This is a genomic window from Kribbella sp. HUAS MG21 (genome assembly GCF_040254265.1).
Lineage (GTDB): Bacteria > Actinomycetota > Actinomycetes > Propionibacteriales > Kribbellaceae > Kribbella.
The window spans coordinates 7,426,730-7,448,909 of the sequence record NZ_CP158165.1 but is presented as its reverse complement, the minus strand read 5'-3'; the positions used below and the strand labels follow the sequence as shown (position 1 = coordinate 7,448,909).

Below are 22,180 nucleotides of genomic sequence, written 5' to 3'. Positions count from 1 at the left end.
AGCAAGTCAGCATCGGAGCCTCTAGTGAACGAGATCCCCCAGCTCTCGGCGACCTTCGCCGACCGGCACATCGGGCCGCGCCCGGACGAGATCGCCCAGATGGTCGAACTCCTCGGGTACGACGACGTCGACGCGCTCGTGGACGCCGCGGTCCCGGCCTCGATCCGCTCGGCCGAGGCGCTCCGGCTGCCCGAGCCGGCGTCCGAGGTCGACGCGCTGACCGAGCTCCGCCAGCTCGCCGCCCGCAACACCGTCGCCACCTCGATGATCGGCCAGGGGTACTACGGCACGTTCACCCCGTCGGTGATCGTTCGCCGCCTGGTCGAGAACCCGGCCTGGTACACCGCCTACACGCCGTACCAGCCGGAGATCTCCCAGGGCCGCCTCGAGGCACTGCTGAACTTCCAGACCGTCGTCTCCGACCTCACCGGCCTGCCGACCGCGAACGCATCGCTGCTCGATGAGGGCACCGCGGCCGCCGAGGCGATGACGCTGGCGCACCGGTCGAACAAGAAGAGCAAGTCGGACCGGTTCCTGGTCGACGCCGACTGCTTCGCGCAGACGATCGCCGTCGTACAGACGCGGGCGGAGGCGCTCGGCATCGAGGTCGTGGTCGCGGACACCACCGACGGCCTGCCCGAAGGCGACTTCTTCGGTTTCCTCGTGCAGTACCCGGGTTCGAACGGCGCCGTCCGCGACCTGAAGCCCCTGGTGGCGGCCGCGCACGAGCGCGACACGCTGGTGGCCGTCGCGTCCGATCTGCTCGCGCTGACGGTGCTCGAGGCGCCGGGTGAGGCCGGGGCGGACATCGTCATCGGTTCCTCGCAGCGTTTCGGCGTACCGCTGTTCTACGGCGGCCCGCACGCCGGCTTCATGTCGGTCCGGACCGGCCTCGAGCGGTCGTTGCCCGGTCGCCTCGTCGGCGTGTCCGTCGACGCCGACGGCGCCCCGGCGTACCGGCTGGCGCTGCAGACCCGTGAGCAGCACATCCGTCGCGAGAAGGCGACCTCCAACATCTGTACGGCGCAGGTCCTGCTCGCCGTGGTCGCGTCGATGTACGCCGTCTACCACGGGCCGGAGGGGCTGCGCGCGATCGCCGAGCGCGTGCACTCGTACGCCGGGAAGCTCGCCGCCTCGCTGCGCGCGAGCGGTGTCGAGGTCGTCCACGACGACTTCTTCGATACCGTGCTCGCCCGGGTCCCGGGCCGTGCCGCCGACGTCGTGGACGCGGCCCGGCAGAACGGGATCTGGCTGCGGCTCGTCGACGCGGACCACGTCGGCATCTCCTGCGACGAGAAGACCGACGTCGCGACGCTGACCCGGGTCTGCCAGTCGTTCGGCGCGCAGTACGACGACACGCTGGACGCCGCGGCGCTGGGCGTGCCGCGGACGACGGAGTACCTGACGCACCCGGTGTTCAACACGCACCGGTCCGAGACGGCGATGCTGCGCTACCTGCGCAAGCTGTCCGACAAGGACTACGCGCTGGACCGCGGGATGATCCCGCTCGGGTCCTGCACGATGAAGCTGAACGCGACGACCGAGATGGAGCCGGTCACCTGGCCGGAGTTCGCGGACCTGCACCCGTTCGCGCCGGTCGAGGACGCGGCCGGGTACGTGAAGCTGATCGGTCAGCTGGAGCGCTGGCTGGCCGAGGTGACCGGGTACGCGAAGGTCTCGATCCAGCCGAACGCCGGCTCCCAGGGTGAGCTGGCCGGCCTGCTCGCGATCCGCGGGTACCACCGGGCGCAGGGCTCGGCGGACCGCGACGTCTGCCTGATCCCGGCGTCCGCGCACGGCACCAACGCGGCCTCCGCGGTGATGGCCGGTATGAAGGTGGTCGTTGTCAAGGGCAACGACGACGGCACGATCGACCTGGACGATCTGCGCGCGAAGGCGGCCGAGCACGCCGATCGGCTGGCCGCGATCATGATCACGTACCCGTCGACGCACGGCGTGTACGAGGAGAGCGTCCGCGAGGTCTGCCAGGTCGTCCACGACCACGGCGGCCAGGTGTACGTCGACGGCGCGAACCTGAACGCCCTGCTCGGGCTCGCGAAGCCGGGTGAGTTCGGCGGCGACGTCAGCCACCTGAACCTGCACAAGACGTTCTGCATCCCGCACGGTGGCGGCGGTCCGGGTGTCGGTCCGGTGGCGGTGGCCGCGCACCTGGCGCCGTACCTGCCGAACCACCCGCTGCTCGACCAGGCCGGCCCGGAGTCGGGCGTCGGCCCGATCAGCGCGGCGCCGTTCGGGTCCGCGGGCGTGCTGGCGATCTCGTGGGCGTACATCCGGATGATGGGCGCGTCCGGTCTCACCGAGGCGACCAAGGCCGCCGTACTGACCGCGAACTACGTGGCGAAGCGGCTCGAGGGCGCGTTCCCGGTGCTGTACACCGGCGAGAACGGGCTGGTCGCGCACGAGTGCATCCTGGACCTGCGGCCGATGACGAAGGACACCGGCATCACCGTCGACGACGTCGCGAAGCGGCTGATCGACTACGGCTTCCACGCGCCGACGATGTCGTTCCCGGTCGCGGGCACGCTGATGGTCGAGCCGACCGAGTCCGAGGACCTGGGCGAACTGGACCGCTTCTGCGACGCGATGATCGCCATCCGCCACGAGATCGACCGGGTCGCCGCAGGGGAGTGGCCGGCCACCGACAACCCGCTGGTCAACGCCCCGCACACCGCCGAGTCCGTCATCAACGACAAGTGGGACCACGCCTACACCCGCGAGGAGGCCGCCTTCCCCCGCTCGGTGGACCGCGCCTCCAAGTACTGGCCCCCCGTCCGCCGCATCGACGGCGCCTACGGCGACCGCAACCTGATCTGCTCCTGCCCGTCCCCAGAAGCCTTCGAGTAGAGGAACCGATCGGGTTGTGGAGGGTGTCGCGTGAGTTCCGTGCGTCCTGATACTGCTGCTGCGCTGTTCGCCGAGTTGGCGGGGGCGCAGGGGGAGACTCGGTTGCCTTCGGTGTGTGCGGGGGTGGTCCGGGACGGGGAGCTCGTGTGGAGCGGGGTGCGGGGGCGGTTCGCGACGGCTGACGGGGCGCTGCCGGGGACTGACGTGCAGTATCGGGTCGGGTCGATCACCAAGACGTTGACGGCGATCCTGGTGCTGCAGTGCCGGGACGACGGGTTGCTGGCGTTGAACGATGCTGTGGGCAAGCATCTGCCGGGGATCGCGTTCGGGGACCGGACGATCCGGCAGTTGCTCGCGCACAGCGGCGGGATGAACGCCGAACCCGAAGGCCCCTGGTGGGAGCGGAACCCGGGTGTCACGTTCGACGAGCTGACCGCGGCGATGAGCGACGCGCAGGCCGTCGGGCCCGCGGACAGGCGGCACCACTACTCGAACCTCGGGTACGGCCTGCTCGGTGAGATCGTCGCCCGGTTGCGCGGCGAGCCGTGGCTGGACCTCGTGCGGGCGCGCATCCTCGGCCCGTTGGAGATGCGGCGTACGTCGTGCTTCCCGGAAGGCTCGGCCGCGCAAGGGTTCTCGGTGCACCCGTTCAGCGGGCAGCTGGACCCGGAGCCGGCGTACGACTCGGGCGCGATGGCGCCGGCGGGGCAGTTGTGGAGCACGATCGAGGACCTGGCGCGGTACGCGATGTTCTGGATCGATCCGGTGCCGGAGGTGTTGAGCCGGGAGTCGGTCGAGGAGATGGCGACACCGGCCGCGGCGGACCCGCGTGAGGGATTGAACGCGTCGTACGGCCTCGGCCTGCGGCTGATCGCGGACGACCCGCACCTGCTGATCGGCCACACCGGTTCGATGCCGGGCTTCCTCGCCGGCCTGTTCGTCGACCGCGTCCGTCGCGTCGGAGCCGTGACGTTGGGCAATGCGACGTACGGCCGGGTCGCCTCACTGGCACCGGACCTGGTCCGCATCCTGATGGAACGCGAGCCGCCGATCGCCCAGGAGTGGGTCCCGGAGCCGCCGCTCACCCAGGGCGTCGAGCTGCTCGGTCACTGGTACTGGGGCAACACCCCGCTCACCATCACCGCGTCCGCCGGGATCCTCCAACTCACCGGCGGCCTCACCAGCCGCCTGTCCCCGCTAGGCCCCGACCTCTACCAGGGCCGAGACGGCTACCTAGCGGGCGAAAAACTCCACGTCATCCGCGACGGCGACACCATCACCCACCTCAACATCGCCACCTTCATCCTCACGAGAACGCCGTACGGCCGCTGAGAGTTGACCGACCACGAGGTATACCGTTTGCTATACTCCGGGTATGGCGATGCACGAGTGGGACGTCTACATCGTCAACGAGGTGCGCGCGTGGATCGACGGCCTGGATGACGCCACGTATCGGCGGGTCGTGCAGGCGATCGACGCGCTGGCCGAGGCTGGGCCAGGACTCGGGCGACCGCTTGTTGACACGATCACCGGATCCCGGTTGCCGAATCTCAAGGAGCTGCGGCCGGGAACGGTGCGGATCTTGTTCGCGTTCGACCCGTGGCGATCTAGCATCCTCCTCGTCGCTGGAGACAAGGCAGGGCAATGGAGGTCTTGGTACGACGAAGCCATCCCGCTTGCGGAGTACCGGTACGAGCTCTACGTGAAGGAACGCCAGGCCGAAGAGGAGGGTGATCGATGAGCGGCTACGTGAACTGGAGGGACATCCGCGATCAGGCGGTCGAGCGTGCCGGCGGCGAGCAGGCCGTCGCCGCCGGCAAGGAGGAGCTTCTCGCGGAGGTTCAAGGGCACCGCTTGGCGGAGATCCGGCGCTCGCGTGGTCTGACGCAGGCGCAGGTCGCCGAACGGATGGGCGTCACCAAGGGCCGGGTCTCCCAGATCGAGCAAGGCAAGATCTCCGGCCAAGAGGTGTTGCTCCGCTACGCATCCGCCCTTGGCGGCCGCCTGCATCAGGCGATCTACTTCGACGACGGCGACATCGCCGCGATCGCCTGACCGCCGCAACCTTCGTCCGCACGAGAACGCCGTACGGCCGCTGAGTTGTCCACAGGCGTGGGGAAACGGGTGGTCGGTGGTGGGGCCCGCTGGCTACGCTGTTGGGCGTTGCATGGAGTAGATCAGGGGTAGATCACCCGGCTGTTACCCGGGAGGGCGCAGGTTCGAGTCCTGCCTCCATGTCGATGCCTTGGAGTAGCTCAGGGGTAGAGCACCCGGCTAGGGACCGGGAGGGCGCGAGTTCGAGTCTCGCCTCCAGGTCCAGGCGCGACCGTCGAGAGAACGGGGACCGGGATGCCGGACGAGTCACGCGCGGAAGCCTCGGCGGGGTACGCGATGCGGCAGCTGGAGCACGCCTTCGAGCGGGCGCTCACCGCAGACGATCCCGCCGTACGACGTCGTGCCGCGGCCCGGGTCGATGCCTGGCGCAACGTCCTGGACGGGATGCTGTCCGGGAAGCTGACGGTCGGCTCGCGGACACCGGTCGCGGACACGCCGGCCTGGGTCACGCTCGAAGTGGTGACAGGCGGATTCGCCACCGGTCGGTACCTGGCGGAGGTCCCGCCGCAGGACGACGAGCTCCGGCGGATCCCGGCCGACGCGCCAGGTTCGACCGATCGGGAGCGCGTCAACCTGTGGTACCTCGGCGACGACGGGCTCGCGGAGCTCGGCCAGGCGTTGCGCACCGGCCGGTACCGTGTCGACGTACCGGAGGAATCGGCGCTGCTGGTCGTCGCCTGGTTGCTCGAGCACCAGCACTTCGCGGCGGCGCTGGACCTGGTGGCCGAGTTGCGCCCGTTGATGCACCGCTTGCGCTTCACGCCCAAGTTCGCCGACGTTACTGCGTTGTCCGGGGCGGTCGTGCGTCTGCAACCTGTTGCGGAGACCCGGAGTGCGTTGCTGCAGGCAACGGTTCCGCCGCAGCTCGCCGCCATGCGGGCAACTATCCAGACTTGGAACCCGCTCTACGACCGTCTCGTGGAGCTGTGGTGCGACACAGTCGAGGGTGAGCTGCCGGGACTCGCCGGCGGCGAAGTGACTGGCGGCTGGCCCTGCCGGCGGTGGCCGGACGACTGGGCCCAGCGGCGCCGGAGCTGGCTCGACGACTACAGCGCCGCGGCTGCGACTCATGGCACCAGGCATCCGAAGAGCAACTTCGCGCGGCTGCACGCGGCCCTCGAGCGGTGCCCCGAGGACAGTTCGGCGTTGAGCGGTCGCGACGTCGGCTGGATCCGCCGCGCGCTGGCCAACACGATCCACGCCCACGGCGCGCCCGGATCCGAGCCCCGCGCCGCGATGCGTGCTGTCCAGGGAGCAGTCGCCGCACGTCCGACGTACGCCGCTCTCGCTCGGGTGCTGAGTGCGCGGCTGGACCGCTTCCCGGCCGACGGCGGGCTACCTGCGCTCGACCCGATCGCCGCGGAGGTTACCGAGGACGAGGATGCCGCGGCGACGGGTGCGTCGATTCCTCCGCACCTGCTGGCGAAAGCCGCCCGCTCCCTCGAGGCGCCGATCGGTGAGCTGGTGGAGCGTGGTGTCATCCCGTCCGGGGAGGTGCTCGCGCGCGTGCTGCCGCAGATCACGTCTCAGCTGCTGGCGGCGAACATCCAGGACCCTGCGCTCGCCTCGCTCTACGCCCAGACGTACGCCGCCTTCCGCCGTCGGCGGAGCCTGCTGCTGCTCAACCTCGAGCACCAGGTGCGCCTCGACGAGTTGCCGTGGATCGCAGCCATCGCGCCGCAGCGCGCGCGACAGGACCACACGACGCGCGCGGCTGCCCAATCGCTGCGCGAGACGACGGTGACGGCCCTTGGCGCCTTCCCGCAAGCGATCCTGCCGAACCCGCTCGTCCGCGAGCTCAGCGCGCTCGCGTCGCAGGCAGGGCTGAAGCTGCCGCTCGTCGAGGAAGTTGCCGCGGACATCTTCATGGGCACGTTCACGCAGAAGTGGCGCGCGGCAGCGGTCGTCGCGAGCCGAGTCCTGGCAGGGACGCTGTATGCGCGGTACTACGACCTGCCCGACGTCTGGGCGCCGATCGAGGCACCGCGCAAGCGGCTGCGGATCCGCTGGGGCAAGCCGGTCGCGGAGGACTTCGCGGCCGAGTGCCGCCGACGGGCGGCGGAGGCGCAGACCTCGGAGGCCGGTGGGTACGTCGCGCAGAACGGCACGGTGCTGGAGCAGAGCCAGATCCTCACCACGCACAACCTCGCCGTACTGATCGACGCACTGGACCTGACGGGCTGGTTGCGCGAGTCCGCGCCGGATCTCGCCGCCCGCGCCTTCGGCTGGGCGATCCAGCGGCAGACGCAACCCGCGACGACGTGGATCACCGGGCTCCAGGGCATCAAGAACACGGCGTACGCCTGGCGACAGGCGATCTTCTTCCTGAGCTTCTGCGACACCACCGCCCAACGCGAGGTCCTCACGACGCTGGCGCAGCACGCATCCGCCCTAGGCCCACGCTTCGCTCCGGCCGTAACCGGCCTCGAGCACCTCGCCGCAGGCGACCGATTCGACCCCACCGGCCGCACACCAGGCGGAGGCCGCCGCCTACTCGGCTGGAGCGCCGGCCCCCATTGGTGCATACCCCCGGTCAAGCAGTCGACCCTGACGATCTAGCCCCGGACGGCGTTCCTCTCCCGGGGCGCGGCGGTGGATCGTGAGGATGTTCACGTCGTGGGTGGTTGAGTTGACACGGTGAGTGAGGCGGATAGAAAGTTAGGGCTGCCTTAGTAAGGGTTGCCTTACTCGACAACTTCCCGGGAGAACTGGATGTCGCTGCCCGCGCGTCTGACCGCCGTGACCACCGTGAGCACCGTGACCACTCAGCCCGCCACTGCCACCGCCACCACCGCCGCCGCAGCCTCCGCCCGTGCGCCGTTCGCCGCGCGGTGGCCGTTGGCCTCGACGGTGTCGGATCGTGAGCGTGGGCCGTTGCCGCACGGGTCGCCGGGAGCCGTACTGCGGCGCGCCGCCGAGGTGCTGGGGGAGCCGCGGGTGCCGGCGACGGGTGTGGGGGAGTCGGCCGCGCTCGACCTGGTCGCGGGGCTGCTCGACGACCACGGGATCGACCTGAGTCACCCGCACGCGGCGGCGCACCTGCAGCCGCCGGTGCTCCAGGTCGCGGTCGACGCAGACGCCCTGGCGTCCGCGAGCAACGCGTCGATGGACACTTACGACTCCGGCCCCGCGACGCTGGCGATCGAGCAGTGGGTGGTGCGCGCGCTGGCCTCGCTGGCCGGCTTCGGCCCGCAGGCGGACGGCGTGCTGACACCCGGCGGCTCGATCTCGAACCTGCTGGCGGTGCTGATCGCCCGGGACGGCGCCGCCGCGGCTGCCGGTATCGACGTACGGCGGGACGGTCTGCGGGGACTCGAACAGCCGGTCGTGTTCTGCTCCGAGCTCGCGCACTTCTCGGTGCAGCGCGCCTGCGCCGCCGTCGGCCTCGGCGAGCAGGCCGTGGTCACGATCCCGTCCGACGAGAACTTCCGGATGCGTACCGACGTCCTCGCCGACGAACTCGCCAAGCCCGGCCGGACGCCGGTCGCGGTGATCGCCACGGCGGGTACGACGGACTTCGGATCGGTCGACCCGATCGCGCCGGTCGCGGAGCTGGCCCGGCAGTACGGCGCCTGGGTGCACGTGGACGCGGCGTACGGCTTCGGGGCGCTGTTCTCCGACCGGCTGGCGCCGCTGGTCGCGGAGCTGTCGCTGGCGGACTCGGTGACGCTGGACCTGCACAAGATCGGCTGGCAGCCGGCCGCGACCAGCGTGCTGCTGGTGGCGGATCGTACCCGGTTCGCCGCGTTCGACCGCTCCGTGGACTACCTGAACCCGGCCGACGACATCGACTCCGGACTGGACGGTCTGCTCGGCCGCAGCCTGCAGACCACCCGCCGCCCGGACGCGGTCAAGGTTGCCACCACGCTGACGGCATACGGACGATCCGGGCTGGGAACGATGCTCGACACCTGCCACGAGCTCGCGCACGCCGCCGCGGCCCGGGTCGTTGCCGACAGCAACCTCGAGTTGCTGGCGCCGGTGACCCTGACCACGGTGTTGTTCCGGGTCGCCGGGCAGGGACTGGAGGGAGCCGCTGTGGACGCTCTCCAGGGCGAGGTCCGGCGCCGGTTGCTGACCTCCGGGCGGGTGCTGATCGGCCGGACCAAGCTACCGGCCCGCGGCGGCAGTTCACCCAGGCCGGCGGTGGTGGCGTTGAAGTTGACGCTGCTGAACCCGAACGCGACCGCGACGGACATCGAGGACCTGCTCGACCAGGTCGTGGCCACCGGCCTCGACGTCCTGACCGGCGAAGGAGCAGCGTGAGTCCCGTGGCAGTCGAGGTAGCAGTCGAAGCGCATCTGAACGCCATCCTGCGGTGTTACACCCGCGAGTCGTCCGTGCCGGTAGCCGTCGGGCCGCTGAGTTTCGAGGCCGGCGGCAAGACCGTGACGGCGCGCGTGGAACACGCGTCGCGGACCGGGCTGCACCAGTTCGGCGACGTACTGCTGGACGGCGTACCGCCGAAGCCCGAGGAGCTGGTGCGGGTGCTGTCGGCCGGCGCGGATCCGGCCGAGATCGACGACCTGGCGGCGCGGACGGCGGAGTCGGTGCGCAACGTGGCGCACTTCGTCGAGCACGCGGACGGCCGGCGCGGTCCGGGACGCTTCCTCGAGCTCGAGCAGGCGTTGCTGTTCGGGCACCTGAACCACCCGGCGCCGAAGAGCCGGGACGGACTGAGCGGCGACGAGCTGGCGGCGTACTCGCCGGAGCTCGGCGGCCGCTTCGCAGTGCACTGGTTCGAAGCCGACGCCGAACTGGTGTCGTCGGACCAGGTGGCCGGCGCGCCCTCGCTGCAGGGACTGGACGCTGTGCAGCTGATGGGCGCGCTGGCCGGTATCACCCCGTCGTCGGGCCGGGTGCTGGTCCCGGCTCACCCATGGCAGGCGCGAGCAGTGCAGCAGCGGCCGCGGGTCGCCGAACTGATCGCCGCCGGCCGGGTGAAGGCGCTCGGCCCGCACGGCGCGCAGTGGTACCCGACGTCGAGTCTGCGGACCGTCTTCCACCCCGACCTTCCGGTGATGCTGAAGCTGTCGCTCGGACTGCGGATCACGAACTCGCGCCGCGAGTCGACACCGACGGAGCTGCGCCGCGGCCTGGAGATCAATCGCCTGCTCGACGCGGCGTACAACGCCGGTACGGCGACCGCGCATCCGCGGTTCAGCATCGTCCGCGACCCGGCGTGGCTCGCGCTGGACGAGGGCGGACCGACGCTGACCGGTCTCGACGTCGCGGTCCGTGAGGTTCCGGCGGACGTCAACAGCTACGCCTGTCTGGCCGGTCTGGTCGCGCCGCGGCCGGGCGGTGTCAGCCGGCTGAGCGAGTACGCCGCCGAGGACCCGGCGGGCTGGACCGCGGCGTACATCGACAACGTACTGATCCCGATGCTGCACCTGTACGCCGAAACCGGCATCGGACTGGAGGCGCATCAGCAGAACACGCTGGTGCGGCTGGACGGCGCCGGGCGGATCAAGGGCGGCGCGTACCGTGACAACCAGGGGTACTACCTCGCGTCGTCGTACCTGCGTGGGCTGCTGGCGGTGACCGGGCTGCGCGACTCGACCCTGGCTGTCGTCGACGACCCGATCGTCGACGATCGGCTGACCTACTACCTGCTGCACAACCAGGCGCTCGCCGTGGTCGGCTGCCTGGCAGCGGACGGTGTCGCCGACGAGGGTGAACTGCTTGGTGTGGTTCGGGAGCGGCTGACCCTCGCACTGCCGTTGCTGAAGTCGGCTGGGCCAGAGGGGGATCGCCTGGCGCGCAGGTGGCTCGAAGCGGACACTCTGCCGTGCAAGGCGAACATGCTCACCCGGCTGCGCGGTATCGACGAGGTAGTGGCGCCACTGGACGCACAGTCGGTCTACCTAGACATCCCGAATCCGCTGCGGTGACCGAATTCGACCTGCGCCCGGCCGAGCCCGCCGACGCCCCGCGCATCGCCCTGTGGATGGCGCAGCCGCACGTCCGGCGGTGGTGGCATCAGGGCTGGTCGGTCGAGCGCTGGGCGCAGGAGATCGAGCAGCAGGCAGCCGGGGAGCACTCCACGCCGTACGTCGCTGCGCTGGACGCGCAGGACTTCGCGTACCTGGAGTTGTACCGCGTCCGGCACGACCGGCTGGCCGAGTACTACGCGTACGACGACGAGGACTGGGGAGTGCACGTGGCGATCGGTGACGCCACGCGAGTAGGTCGTGGCCTCGGGCGGCGGCTGCTCGGTGCGGTCGCGGACACCTTGCTGCGCACCGAGCCGGCCTGTACCCGCGTGGTGGCCGAGCCGGACATCGAGAACACACCGTCGGTCCGCGCGTTCGCCGCGGCCGGATTCGTCCAGCACGGGGAGCTACAGCTGCCCGAGAAGACAGCAGTACTGATGGTCCGCACCCGGACCGCGCAGGAGGTTTGAGATGTACGACGTGATCGCCATCGGCTGCGGGCCGTTCAACCTGGGGCTCGCAGCGCTCGCGGACCGCGTGGACGACGTACAACTGGCTGTGCTCGACAGTCGGCCGGAGTTCACGTGGCACCGCGGGCTGATGTTCGAGGACGCGATGCTGCAGGTGTCGTTCCTGGCGGACCTGGTGAGTCTGGTGGAGCCTGCGCACCACCTCTCGTTTCTGTCGTTTCTGAAGGACAACGACCGGCTTTACCAGTTCTACGTGCGGGAGAAGTTCCACCCGACGCGGCGGGAGTACGAGACGTACCTGCGGTGGTGTGCCGCGCAGCTGGACTCGCTGCACTTCGGTCACCACGTGCGGGAGGCGGTGTGGAACGGGTCTTCGTTCGAGCTGACCGTGGAGCGCGGTGGCAGCGTCGAGCAGTTCGAGGCTCGGCACCTGGTGGTTGGAGTCGGTACCGAGCCGTTCGTGCCCGCTGCGTTGGCAGGGCTGCCGTCCGAGCGGTTCCTGCACTCTGCGGACTACCTGTTCCGGCGGGACGACCTGCTACGTACAGGTCGCGTGACCGTTGTCGGGTCGGGCCAGTCCGGTGCAGAGTGCGCCCTGGACCTGCTGCGCGCCGACGGCCCCGCATTGTCGTGGCTGACGCGTACGCCGTCGTTCGCGCCGCTGGACTACTCCAAGCTGGTGCTGGAGATGACGACCCCGTCGTACGTCGACTACTTCCACGGCTTGGACGAACCGGTGCGGGACCGGCTGGTGAAGGAGCAGTGGCGGCACTACAAGGGCATCTCGTCGGAGACGCTGGACGACATCCACGACGTCTTGTACACCAGGGATCTCGCCGCCGAGCTCCTCTGCGGTGTGGAGGTGGTGTCGGCGGTGGGACACGCTGACGGTGTAGAGCTGACGATGCTGCACACGGACACCGGGAAGACGTTCCAGCACCGGACGGACGCGGTGGTCGCGGCCACCGGCTACCGGAACCGCCCGCTGCCGTTCCTGGACTCGCTGCAGGAGCAGGTCCACCACGACGCGTCCGGCCGCTGGATCATCAACCGCGACCACAGCGTGCAGACCGAGGAGGCGCTCGCCGGACGCGTCTTCGTCGCGAACGCCGACCTGCACAGCCACGGGGTCGCGGCGCCGGACCTGGGCATCGGAGCGATCCGCAACGCGACGATCCTCAACAGTGTCGCCGGACGTGAGGTGTTCCGGCTGCCGAAGTCCACCGCCTACACGACGTTTGCGATCCCCGGATGAGTGTCTGGAACGACTGCTCCGCGCAGCTGCTGGCCAAGCTGATCTCGCAGTTCTGCACGGAGGGGCTGCTCGAACCGGTCGACAACCGGCTGGACCTCGGTGCGGTCAGCTACACCTTCGAGGCGACCCGGGGCGGCTTCGGCAGCTGGCGGGTCGACCCGGCGTCCATTCGCCGTACGACTGCAGGCATCCTCGGCAACGACGAGAGCGAGGTCGCCACCGACCCGATCCAGTTCTTCGTCGAGGCTGCCGGCGTACTGGGAGTGGACGGCTCCACCGTCGCCGGGTACGTGGCGGAGCTGATGAGCACTCTCGCTGCCGACGTCCGGATGGCATCCTCTGCTGTCCCCGCGGCCGAGCTGCTGAAGCTGAACCACACCCAGCTGGAAGGCCACCTCACCGGACACCCGCTCCTGGTCGCGAACAAGGGCCGGCTGGGCTTCTCGGCTGAGGACAGCCTGCGCTACGCCCCCGAGGCCCGCACTCCGCTCCGCCTCGTCTGGCTCGCCGTACGACGCGGCCTGGCCGAGTTCCGCGGTACGCCGGACCTCTCGGAGCACTCCGTCATCGCTCGGGAGCTGGACCCCGCCACCGTGGAGGCGTTCCGTGACCAGCTGGACGACCCGGACGCGTACGTGTGGCTGCCGTGTCATCCGTGGCAGCTGGACCACGTCATCCGGACGCAGTGGGCGCGCGAACTCGCGACCGGCGAGATCGTCGTACTCGGGGATAGCCCCGACGAGTACCTGCCCACGCAGTCGATCCGCACGATGGTGAACGTCACCCGGCCGGACCGGTACCAGGTCAAGCTGCCGCTGAAGATCCTCAACACGTCGGTCTACCGGGGCATCCCGGAGCACTGCACGTTGGCCGCACCCATGATCACCCAGTGGTTGCGCGGCCTGTGGGCGCGGGACGAGGTGTTCCAGGAGCTGGGCACCGAGCTTCTCGGAGAGGTCGCGTCGGTCACCGTGCCGCACCCGCAACTCTCAACACACACAGGGATTCCGTACCAGTGGACCGAGACGCTCGGCTGCATCTGGCGCGACCCGGTGGACCCGCGGCTGCGGGAGGGGGAGGTGGTGTGGCCGTTGGCCGCAGTACTGCATCCGGGCTTCACCGAGGCGGCGATCGTGCGGAGCGGCTCCGACGCGCGGACTTGGCTCGAGCACCTGCTGTCCACCTTGCTCCGTCCGCTGCTCCATCTCCTGCACCACTACGGGATCACCGTCAACCCGCACGGCGAGAACCTCGCGATCATCTGCGACGCCTCCGGCATCCCCACGCGCCTCGTCATCAAGGACCTGGTCGACGACATCAACATCTCGACCGACCCAGTCGTTGCCCGCGGCCCCGAACCGGACTCGCACGCCCGCGTCCTACCGCGCAAACCCTGGCGCGTCCTCCGCCAGTACGTCGTGGACGCCCTCCTCCTGGGCGTCCTCAATCCACTCGCCGCCCAGAACCTCATCCCCGAACCCACCTTCTGGTCCCTGACCCGCGCCGAGGTCGACCGTTACGCCACCGCCCACCCCGAGTACGCCGACCGCCTGGCCGCCACCGCCCTGACTGGCGAGTCCTTCGCCCGCTACCCCCTCAACGGCTACCGCCTCACCCTCGGCTACACCGACCTCGACACCCGCCCACCCATCCCGGTAACCGGCACCATCCCCAACCCGCTGCACTCAGCGACGCCGGTTCCACCGAACTTCGGCTAAGACCCGCGCTGCTCTTGTCAGCCCCACCCTCGAACCGATGAAATGCCTCATGCATTCGCTCTGTGCAGGTAGCGCATAATGCCCCAATCGCTGACACCTAGAGTGCCGAAGTTGACACTCAGCGCAACATCCGATTTAGTCTGTCGGGTGGCCGGTTCGTCGACTGGCTGGATGGAGTCAACGGGGTGACGCTTGTCGAACGCTCTGCGGTGGAATGCTCCGCGCCAGCGCAGGATTCACCGGGCCTGGACGGGGGTGGGGTCTTCCCAGTCGACCGGTCGAACGCTCTCGCCCTGACCTCTGCTTCCGGCAGACGGATCCGACGACTGCGACGCGAACTGGAGAGGCATCGGACCGTTCTCGCGCTGGCCTGGTCGCGCGACACGATGCATCCGAGTTTCAAGCTCACGTGGACCCCTGGTCAGCCCGATTCGGTCGGCCAATGTGGAGCTAGCTCCGCCTGGCTGCTGCGGAGATTGAGCAGGCCATGGCGATCCGAGGCTCGCTATTGCTTCGGAGACGTGTTCTTCGGGGGGAACGAGGGTGGGGTCGCAGAGTTCCACTGCTGGGTCGAGGTGGGGGATTTGTCGTCTCCGCAACGACTCGTGATCGACGTGACCTGCGACCAGTTCGCTCAGATCGAGCTGTTCAGAGGCCGTCCGGTGCTCTGCGAGCGTTACAGCGACCTGACCGACCGGTTGATCGAGTACCGGGCGGTCACCCGCAGGAGCCTGGAGGAACTGCGCAGCGACTCAGTCTGGGCCAGGCTGACGCTCCTGGACGAGGCCACCCGGCCCGCTTGGGTGAAAACAGGCCGCACCATCAAACAGATGATGACAACCTTTCGATCCGGGCAGATCACCCGCAAGGGAGCATCGGCTCGTGTTGCCAGATCCGAGTCCACTGCGGCCGATACCGCTTAGTGCCGTTCGGCCCGCAGGTGAGCTTGCTCGACGGTGTCGGGCTGACCGCCACGGTCAGAGGGAGACAGTTCGTTTGTCCACTATCGGCCCGGGATCCGAGGCGCTGGTGTCGATCGACAGCAACCTGCTGGGCATCGCGAGCACGCCGTATCGCACGGTCATCGCACCGTCGCAAGATCTGGAACGTCTATCTCCAGCAGACGGGCTGTGCCTGGCTGACTGCCGAAGCCACGCTCCGGTATTCGCCGGCATGGTGGTTGCCGCCGCCAGCAGGCACTACGTCCCGAGCCGGGCGTTGAGCGTCCGCGCTCTGTTGCAGCTTCCGCGGCTGGCTCGCACTGACGGGGTCGTCAGCCGGCGGCGGGTCATCGCCGAACTGAATCATTGCGCTGCTCGTCTGCGGCACGACCAGCAATCCCTCAGCGAGCTGATTCCGAGAGACGAGTACGGGCTCTCGGATCTCCGATTCGTCGGCCTCGAGAGCGCTGTGGCCGACCGGATATTCGGTCGGCTGCACTACCTGCGCAGCGCTCGTGCCGGATCGATGAACTTCGCACTCGTCGACCCGTTGAACAGGCTCCCGGTAACCCTGTGCAGCGTGTCGCCGTTGGAATGGAAACGGGTGGGGAGGCAATTGCGGACGCAGTTCGGCATCCCGCTCGAAGGCGCTTGGGACGTCTCCAGGGTCTATTCGTTCGACGTGGCACCGGCGAACGCGATCTCCTACCTGCTGGGCAGAGTCCGGCAGTGGATCCGGCGCGAGCTGCCGACTGCACAGGTGCTGACCACCGCGGTCGACCCGAATCTCGGATTCACCGGGTCCAGCTACCGGTCCGCGAACTGGCAGAAATGGATGTCGATCGCGGCCCGGCCATATCTTTATGTTGACGGTCTCTATGCAACTCCGCGGCAGCTTCGAGCTCGTTTCGGCGACGCGAACCTGTCACACCTGCGCGCCACTCACAGCGAGCATCGGTTCGAACAGAGTCGTGCCCGGCTTCTGAATTCGGCGATCTTCTGCAGCCGTCTCCGCGGGGAGACCGAGCAGGTTGCACCGGCGGACTGTCGCGTGCTGCGCCGTTGACAGGCCGGCGGGGTCAGGATCTCAGGACGGCTCGCGACTTCCACTGAGCCGGGATCCGGCGAGCAGGGTATCGATACGTTCGCGGTCAGGCATGGAGTTGGCCAGGGGGAAATCGGTGGCCGCGCAGGACATGGCGGCCGCAGCCCAAAGCGCCACGTCACCGGTGAACCGGCGCTCATTGTCGATCAGGCCTGCCGCGAGCGCTGCACAGAAGGCATCTCTGGACGCCGAGGATTCCTTGTAGATCGAGGGGATGCTCGGCACGCTGATCGCCTCGTGCGAGGCTCGGGAATAGACGGTGCACCCACCGTTGACGAGCAGGCAGAGCGTCTCCAGACCGAAGGCGACCAGGCTTCGGGCAACCGGGTCAGGGTCGAACGGACCGAGCCCCTGCGGCGCGAAGTGACCGAGCTCCCAGGGATGCGCGACCAGGTAGTCGATCCTCGCGAAGGCCTCCCGTGAGATCCTCTCGTCGACGTAGGGCTGACCGGGTGTCACGATCACGATCGGCTGGTTGCCGGGATCGTGTTGCGTCAGAGCGAGCGTTTGCTGCATCACCTCACGAGGTACTTCGAAGGTCAGCAGGAGCGCATCGCAGCCGGCAAGGTGTTCGTATCGCTCATCGATGTCTTCGGCCTCCAGGACGACCTCGCCCTGGTTGCGCCAATTGACGGCGATACTGTCGCCCAGTTCACGTTCCAGAATGCCGGTGACCGGCGTACGACGACCGCGGATGCGCTTGATCAGGGACGTGTCAACGCTGGCCTCACGGAGGTACTGCATGATCTCCTCGCCGAAGGCATCGTCCGTAACCGCGGCGATCAGCGAGGTCTTCAGCCCGAGCCGAGCCGCGGCGACGGCCTGCGTCAGCGCCTTGCCGCCCGGTGTGAGGTCGAAGCCGTAGGCTTCGGTCGACGTCTCGGGCGCAGGCAGAGCCGTGATGCGAAACGTCGCGTCCATGACAGCTCCGCCCACCACCACGACCTGGCCGGCCGGATGCCCTAGCTCCCGGGCCCGTTGCATCCTGCTGAACCTCGGTCGGCCGTGAGGACCGGCTGAAACGGTGTGGCGGATGATTTGCTCAGCCAACTCACCCAGCACGCCGGGCTCGTTGGATCCGCGAAGGGCACGATCACTCGGTGCAGCTGACGGTTGGTATCCGAGCGCTTCGTGCAGCTCATGCCAGTTGTTCAGGAGAGTCTTGCGGCGGCCACCGAGCACAGGACCGTACAACGACCGTGTGACTTGCGGATCGATACCTGCGTCCGTCAAGGCGTCGGCGTGCAGTCGTAACGCAAGAATCACGTCGGCGATGATCCGCTGGGTGCCGTACAGTTCCTTGAGAACGCAGTTGGCTACCAGCTCGAACGCCGCATCCGCCCGATCCTCACCGGAGATCTCGCCGCCATGCCGCTTCGTGGCCAGATCCAGCAGAGGACCAGCGAATCGAGCCCGCTCCGAACGGAGAACCTCGACACTGAGTCCGGCGCGGGCGCGGAGCTTCTCCAGGACATTGGTGAGGACCAGCGTGTTCACTGCTTGCTCGTCGGCGCTACCGGCCATCGGACTGTGCCATCTCCTCTGCGGGGTGGGGGGGGGGGGGGGGGGGGGGGGGGGGGGGGGGGGGGGGGGGGGGGGGGGCGGTTCGTAGATCTGTCAGCCCTCTTGACTCGTGCTGGGTTGGGCGCTGTCCGGAAGGCCCGCTTTTACGTCGGTCGGAGCAACGATGCGCGGGTCGAGGTCACTGTGTACCGACTCGACGATCGTGTAGACGCCGAAGCAAACAGCCGTCATTGCCAATGCGCCGAGGAAGACGAGTACCTTCCTCCAGTTCTTGGCGATCGCGAAGGAGAAGCCGAAGATCAGCAGCAGTGCGAGTGTCTGTTTGCCGGCCATGATGTCCCTCGATTCTTGATCTCGCGCGTTCGACGAGGCTCGGGGTCCCGGCCCCTGTCGATCCGCTGGCGATGCTTGTGACATCTGACCTCATGGTCATCCGGTGCAATTGCGTTGAGTAGGCGCGAGTTTTGCCATCTGATGTCTGACTTTGGCACGCGCGGGGGAACACCGATCCGAGGTGATCTGCCAATCCTGCCGCCGAGGCTGCCAATTGGCAGGCTCAGTCCGTTTCGACTGCGGTTTGTGTGATCTGGCTGTACTTCTCGTCGACCGTGGCGCGGCGCGGGTGAGACGGGGCCCAGTGATAGTTCTCCGCGAAGCTGGCCATGGCGGCCGCGGCCCAACGGATAGTGTCGCCGGTGAGCGAGGTGTCTTCGACCAGGCGTGCGGCGAGCGCTGCGCAGAACGCGTCACGGGTGATGGACGACTCCTTGAGCACGGAATGCGGAACGGGGATCGGCTCCTGGGGCTTGCCTCGCTCATAGATCGTGCCGCCGCGGTCGACCAAAAGGCAGAGTGTGCGGAGACCGAGGCTTAGCAGGTCGTCGCTGAGGAGTTGCGGATCGTACTTCGACTCGTCGGAGAAGGCGAACCCTTCGAGCTCCCAGAGATGCGCGACGAGATAGTCGATCTGCTTCAGGACCGGGCTCAGAAGGTGACCGTCGGCGTACGGCTGGCCGGGTGTGACGATGACGACGGGCCGGTTCCGGCTGGAGTTGACCAGACTGAGCGTGTGGCGCAGGACGGACTGAGGCACCTCGAAGGTCAGCAGCAGCACGTCACACGAGGTGAGCGCCTCCGCGTGCCGGTCGATCGTCGAGACGTCCAGTTCGACGCCGTCCCGCCAGACCGCTGCCGAGCTGTTTCCCGCCGGGAGTTCGAAGATTCCGGTGGCTGGAGTTCGGGCGATGCCGGTTCGTGGTTGGTGCTCGATCTTCCTCAGCAGGGAGGTGTCGACGCCTTCACGCTGCAGCTGCGACTCGATCTCCTGGCCGTCCTCGTCCGCCGCGATTGCTGCGATGAGCGAGACGTCGAGATCCAGGCGCGCGGCCGCGACAGCCTGGCTGAAGCCCTTACCTCCGGGGGATCGGGTGTAACTCATCGCCATGGTGGACGTCGCGATCTCGGGGACCGCTCTGATCCGCCAGATATGGTCGATCGCGACGCCACCGACGACCACGACCTTTCCGGTGGTGGCCGGATCGACGGATTGGGCGATGGGGATCGGGACCGGTTCTCCGGGATCGCTGAGCTGGACGGGTGGCGTCGGATTCAGTAAGAGCGCGGCGAGCCGTTCGAAGACCTCGCTCTCCGTTCGGGCACGAAGCGTGTGCTCACCAGGTGGCTCCGAGATGGGCGCCGCTCCGTGGGCGTGGTGAAGTGCGGCCCAATGCTCGACAAGAGCGCCTCGGCGTGCGCCGAGCCCGCCGGCCTGCAGCGCATAGACTGCTCGTCTCGGCAGATCGTGAGTCTTGTAGGTCTCGAGGTAAATGCCGAGTTTGAGGACGGCATCAGCGATGATGCGGTCGGTGACTGTCTCAAGCTCCTGGATCTGCTCGACGATCACCTCGATCGCGGCCTCTGCCGGTTTGCTGCCACTTCGGACGGCTTGATTCTGGACCACCGGCAGTCGCAGCAGCGGCTGGGCAACGCGTGCGGTCTGCAAGTGCTTGGCAGTCAGTCCGTCGTACCGTCGCAAGGATTCGAAGACCGGCACCAGGTAGGACGCCTCGGTCGGCCCTTGGACGAAGTGGTCGGACATACGCGCGCCCCCCAGCACAGCGAGGTCAACACTGCCATTATGCGGGCAACGGCTGAGCGCGGGGAATTCGCCAGCGCGTCGCCCGATCCTGCGCTTTCCGTGATTCCCGAAATCACCTGAGCTTTGCTATCCAGCGAGCGGCTAGTTTCGTCTGGCTCAGGCGGCGTTCGTAGGTGGCTCCGGTCGTGAGAAGGATGAGTCCGGCGGTTGCCAACGTGATCCATCTGGGGATCAGTGGCGCCACTTCGAGGAACTGGACGAGTCCGATCTTGGCGACGGCGGCGGAGCCGATGACGAAGGGAGACTGGAGGGAGCGGCGGATGCCGATGAGGATGAGGAGAACGGCGGCTGCTACTACCAGGGTTGCGCGGAGCCAGTCGTGGGTGGTGTCGGCGGCCAGTGTGGAGGGGGCCAGGGCGAGGAGGAGGCCGGGGGCGAGGGAGATCCAGCTGGATTGGTTGCGCCAGGCAAGGATTCCGATCGCCAGCAGGACCAGGGCCGGCGGGATCGTGTACCACTCCAGTGTGTCCGCGTCGGCGCCGATCATGAAGGCGGTGTTGGCGCTGACGAGCAGGAACGCGGCGAGCAACAGGCCGGGGCGTCGGCGCGGGTTCATGCCGTAGGCGATGAGCGGTGCGGCGACGATCGTCAGGACCACGGCTGTCGCGGTCGGTGTGGCGGTCGTCGCGGCGGCGATCTCGGCCAGTACGACGGCACAGGTGGCGGTTGTGAGGAGGACGGGCTCGAGTGCGGATCCGACGTACCGGGTGCTGACGGAGATGCCGATCGCGGCGACGACGGCGAGCGTGACCGCCGCCGGCCACGCGTCGATGTACCCGTCGACGGCGAACAGGACGATCGCGAACTGGGCGCTGAGGCTGGCCACTGCGGCCGTCGGGACGAGGGCGCTGAGCTTGCGGACGGCGGACAGGACGGCCAGCACGGCGAGGATTGCGGCCATGTAGCCCAGTTGCCGGAAGTCGTTGGTCGCCAGGCAGTACGTGAGGCCGACGGCTGCGACGGTGGCTGTGGCGGTGTGCAGAAGTACGACGTGTTTGCCGGTCCGGCGGCCTGTGATCAGCTCGGTGATAGCTAGCGCGGTGGCGAGCGCTGTGGTGAGCCAGCGGCCGGGGCCTGGGAGCTGCGGGAGCGTGGTTGCGACGGCGATCGCGGCGGCTGCTGCGCAGGTGGCTTCGGCGAGGGCGGGTGGGATCGCGGCCGGGAGTGGGCGTTTGCGGACGATCGCGATGCCGGTGGTGGATGCGAGGCAGACTACGGCGGCGGTGGCGATGGTGGTTGGGAGTTCGGGCGTTGTCAGCAGGTCCCAGAGGGTGCGGGTGGTGCCGGTCAGGAGGATGCCGGCGAAGACGACGGCTGCGGTGATCGCTCCGGTGCGGCGGACGATCGGGGTGCCTCGGGCGGAAAGGTAGAGCGTGGCTACTACCTGGGCGAGGAGGGTGCCGAGGACGACCGGGAGGGTGGTGCGGTCGAGGAGTACGAGGGGGAGTGGGAGTTGGCTCACGATGACGGTGGCGACACCGTAGGTGACGACCTTGGGGGCCAGGCGGGTCATCAGGAGGGTGAGGGCGGCGACGGTCGCGAAGACGATGGCGCTGTAGGTGAGGGTGTCGATCGCGCGCGGCGGGATCAGGCCCAGGGTGCGGGCGCCGTACAGGTCGACGGTCAGTAGGCCGGTGCCGAGGATCGCGAGGGCTTCGGCGGTGCCGGTGAGGGTACGGCGGCTTGCCGGGACGGAGGCAGCGAACGCGAGGGCTGCGAGGGTGCCGAGGATGGCGGCCTGGGCGGCGACGGGGAGGGCGTTCCAGTTGACGGCGAGGAAGGTCACGCCGGCCGCCAGGAGGAGGACTACGCCGAGCGCGAGCAGCGTGGCCTGCGGGCTGAGCCGGCGGATCCACGCGGCTGCGGGCTTGCGAGGTGCGGGCTGCGGTGGCTGCCCTGGCTGGGGCAGCGGTCGAGGGTCGCCGAACCGCGAGGTGTAACGCGGGAGGGGCGCGCCGGCGTGGTGGGTTGTGCGAGCTGCGGGCGGCGAAGGCGGGTCAACCGGAACCGCGGCCGGCGGAGGTGCGGTGGGTGGGGGTGGTGTGGTGGGCCAGGAAAGGGGTGGGGACGGGGCGTGGCGTGGTTGTGGGTAA

Annotated in this window: 16 protein-coding genes and 2 tRNA genes; 14 read left to right on the top strand and 4 right to left on the bottom strand. The window is 68.7% G+C overall.

All coding sequences use genetic code 11. From position 1 onward, the window contains the following. The first annotated feature begins 99 nt into the window (after positions 1-99). From gcvP to ABN611_RS35920, 14 genes are all read left to right on the top strand, one after another. Complete coding sequence (gcvP, locus tag ABN611_RS35985) at positions 100-2,865, top strand: aminomethyl-transferring glycine dehydrogenase (protein WP_350281729.1); 2,766 nt, start codon at positions 100-102, stop codon at positions 2,863-2,865. 30 nt (positions 2,866-2,895) lie between these two features. Continuing rightward, positions 2,896-4,197: a serine hydrolase domain-containing protein gene (locus ABN611_RS35980; RefSeq protein ID WP_350276762.1), complete on the top strand. Its 1,302-nt coding sequence runs from the start codon at positions 2,896-2,898 to the stop codon at positions 4,195-4,197. Between the two features lie 43 nt (positions 4,198-4,240). After that, on the top strand, positions 4,241-4,606 hold the full coding sequence (locus ABN611_RS35975; RefSeq protein WP_350276761.1) for a type II toxin-antitoxin system RelE/ParE family toxin: 366 nt from the start codon (positions 4,241-4,243) through the stop codon (positions 4,604-4,606). Further along, the gene (locus ABN611_RS35970) at positions 4,603-4,920 is read left to right on the top strand and encodes a helix-turn-helix transcriptional regulator (protein ID WP_350276760.1); all 318 of its coding nucleotides are present in this window, start codon (positions 4,603-4,605) and stop codon (positions 4,918-4,920) included. The genes ABN611_RS35975 and ABN611_RS35970 overlap by 4 nt, the downstream gene beginning before the upstream one ends. 111 nt (positions 4,921-5,031) lie before the next feature. Further along, positions 5,032-5,103, top strand: a tRNA-Asn gene (locus ABN611_RS35965). Between the two features lie 6 nt (positions 5,104-5,109). Beyond that, positions 5,110-5,184 (top strand) — tRNA-Pro (locus tag ABN611_RS35960). A 30-nt stretch (positions 5,185-5,214) separates the two neighbouring features. Beyond that, positions 5,215-7,539, top strand: coding sequence for a hypothetical protein (locus tag ABN611_RS35955; RefSeq protein ID WP_350276759.1), 2,325 nt, complete (start codon positions 5,215-5,217; stop codon positions 7,537-7,539). Positions 7,540-7,737: 198 nt separating this feature from the next. After that, the gene (locus tag ABN611_RS35950; RefSeq protein WP_350276758.1) at positions 7,738-9,246 is read left to right on the top strand and encodes a pyridoxal-dependent decarboxylase; all 1,509 of its coding nucleotides are present in this window, start codon (positions 7,738-7,740) and stop codon (positions 9,244-9,246) included. Next, positions 9,243-10,874: an IucA/IucC family protein gene (locus ABN611_RS35945; RefSeq protein ID WP_350276757.1), complete on the top strand. Its 1,632-nt coding sequence runs from the start codon at positions 9,243-9,245 to the stop codon at positions 10,872-10,874. The genes ABN611_RS35950 and ABN611_RS35945 overlap by 4 nt, the downstream gene beginning before the upstream one ends. Beyond that, entirely contained in the window at positions 10,871-11,386 is a 516-nt protein-coding gene (locus ABN611_RS35940; RefSeq protein WP_350276756.1) for a GNAT family N-acetyltransferase, read from the top strand. The genes ABN611_RS35945 and ABN611_RS35940 overlap by 4 nt, the downstream gene beginning before the upstream one ends. 1 nt (position 11,387) lies before the next feature. Further along, entirely contained in the window at positions 11,388-12,641 is a 1,254-nt protein-coding gene (locus ABN611_RS35935; protein WP_350276755.1) for a SidA/IucD/PvdA family monooxygenase, read from the top strand. Next, positions 12,638-14,359: an IucA/IucC family protein gene (locus ABN611_RS35930; protein ID WP_350276754.1), complete on the top strand. Its 1,722-nt coding sequence runs from the start codon at positions 12,638-12,640 to the stop codon at positions 14,357-14,359. Before ABN611_RS35935 ends, ABN611_RS35930 begins: the two co-directional genes overlap by 4 nt. Positions 14,360-14,964: 605 nt before the next feature. Continuing rightward, positions 14,965-15,282: a hypothetical protein gene (locus ABN611_RS35925; RefSeq protein ID WP_350276753.1), complete on the top strand. Its 318-nt coding sequence runs from the start codon at positions 14,965-14,967 to the stop codon at positions 15,280-15,282. A 73-nt stretch (positions 15,283-15,355) separates the two neighbouring features. Beyond that, the gene (locus tag ABN611_RS35920) at positions 15,356-16,366 is read left to right on the top strand and encodes a hypothetical protein (protein ID WP_350276752.1); all 1,011 of its coding nucleotides are present in this window, start codon (positions 15,356-15,358) and stop codon (positions 16,364-16,366) included. Positions 16,367-16,387: 21 nt separating this feature from the next. Here the strand turns inward: ABN611_RS35920 and ABN611_RS35915 are convergent, their stop codons facing one another. The 4 genes from ABN611_RS35915 to ABN611_RS35900 all read right to left on the bottom strand — a co-directional run bounded on the left by ABN611_RS35915 (position 16,388) and on the right by ABN611_RS35900 (position 21,873). Further along, the gene (locus tag ABN611_RS35915) at positions 16,388-17,902 is read right to left on the bottom strand and encodes a carbohydrate kinase family protein (protein WP_350276751.1); all 1,515 of its coding nucleotides are present in this window, start codon (positions 17,900-17,902) and stop codon (positions 16,388-16,390) included. A gap of 120 nt (positions 17,903-18,022) precedes the next feature. Next, positions 18,023-18,262, bottom strand: coding sequence for a hypothetical protein (locus ABN611_RS35910; RefSeq protein WP_350276750.1), 240 nt, complete (start codon positions 18,260-18,262; stop codon positions 18,023-18,025). A gap of 223 nt (positions 18,263-18,485) precedes the next feature. Then, on the bottom strand, positions 18,486-20,027 hold the full coding sequence (locus tag ABN611_RS35905) for a PfkB family carbohydrate kinase (RefSeq protein WP_350276749.1): 1,542 nt from the start codon (positions 20,025-20,027) through the stop codon (positions 18,486-18,488). Positions 20,028-20,139: 112 nt separating this feature from the next. After that, the gene (locus ABN611_RS35900) at positions 20,140-21,873 is read right to left on the bottom strand and encodes a hypothetical protein (RefSeq protein WP_350276748.1); all 1,734 of its coding nucleotides are present in this window, start codon (positions 21,871-21,873) and stop codon (positions 20,140-20,142) included. Between the last annotated feature and the right edge of the window lie 307 nt (positions 21,874-22,180).

Excerpts from the sequence above, each read along its gene's own strand:
- gcvP (WP_350281729.1), top strand. The coding sequence starts at position 100 with ATGGTCGAACTCCTCGGGTACGACGACGTCGACGCGCTCGTGGACGCC.
- ABN611_RS35975 (WP_350276761.1), top strand. The coding sequence starts at position 4,241 with ATGGCGATGCACGAGTGGGACGTCTACATCGTCAACGAGGTGCGCGCG.
- ABN611_RS35970 (WP_350276760.1), top strand. The coding sequence starts at position 4,603 with ATGAGCGGCTACGTGAACTGGAGGGACATCCGCGATCAGGCGGTCGAG.
- ABN611_RS35955 (WP_350276759.1), top strand. The coding sequence starts at position 5,215 with ATGCCGGACGAGTCACGCGCGGAAGCCTCGGCGGGGTACGCGATGCGG.
- ABN611_RS35935 (WP_350276755.1), top strand. The coding sequence starts at position 11,388 with ATGTACGACGTGATCGCCATCGGCTGCGGGCCGTTCAACCTGGGGCTC.
- ABN611_RS35930 (WP_350276754.1), top strand. The coding sequence starts at position 12,638 with ATGAGTGTCTGGAACGACTGCTCCGCGCAGCTGCTGGCCAAGCTGATC.
- ABN611_RS35910 (WP_350276750.1), bottom strand. The coding sequence starts at position 18,262 with ATGGCCGGCAAACAGACACTCGCACTGCTGCTGATCTTCGGCTTCTCC.
- ABN611_RS35905 (WP_350276749.1), bottom strand. The coding sequence starts at position 20,027 with ATGTCCGACCACTTCGTCCAAGGGCCGACCGAGGCGTCCTACCTGGTG.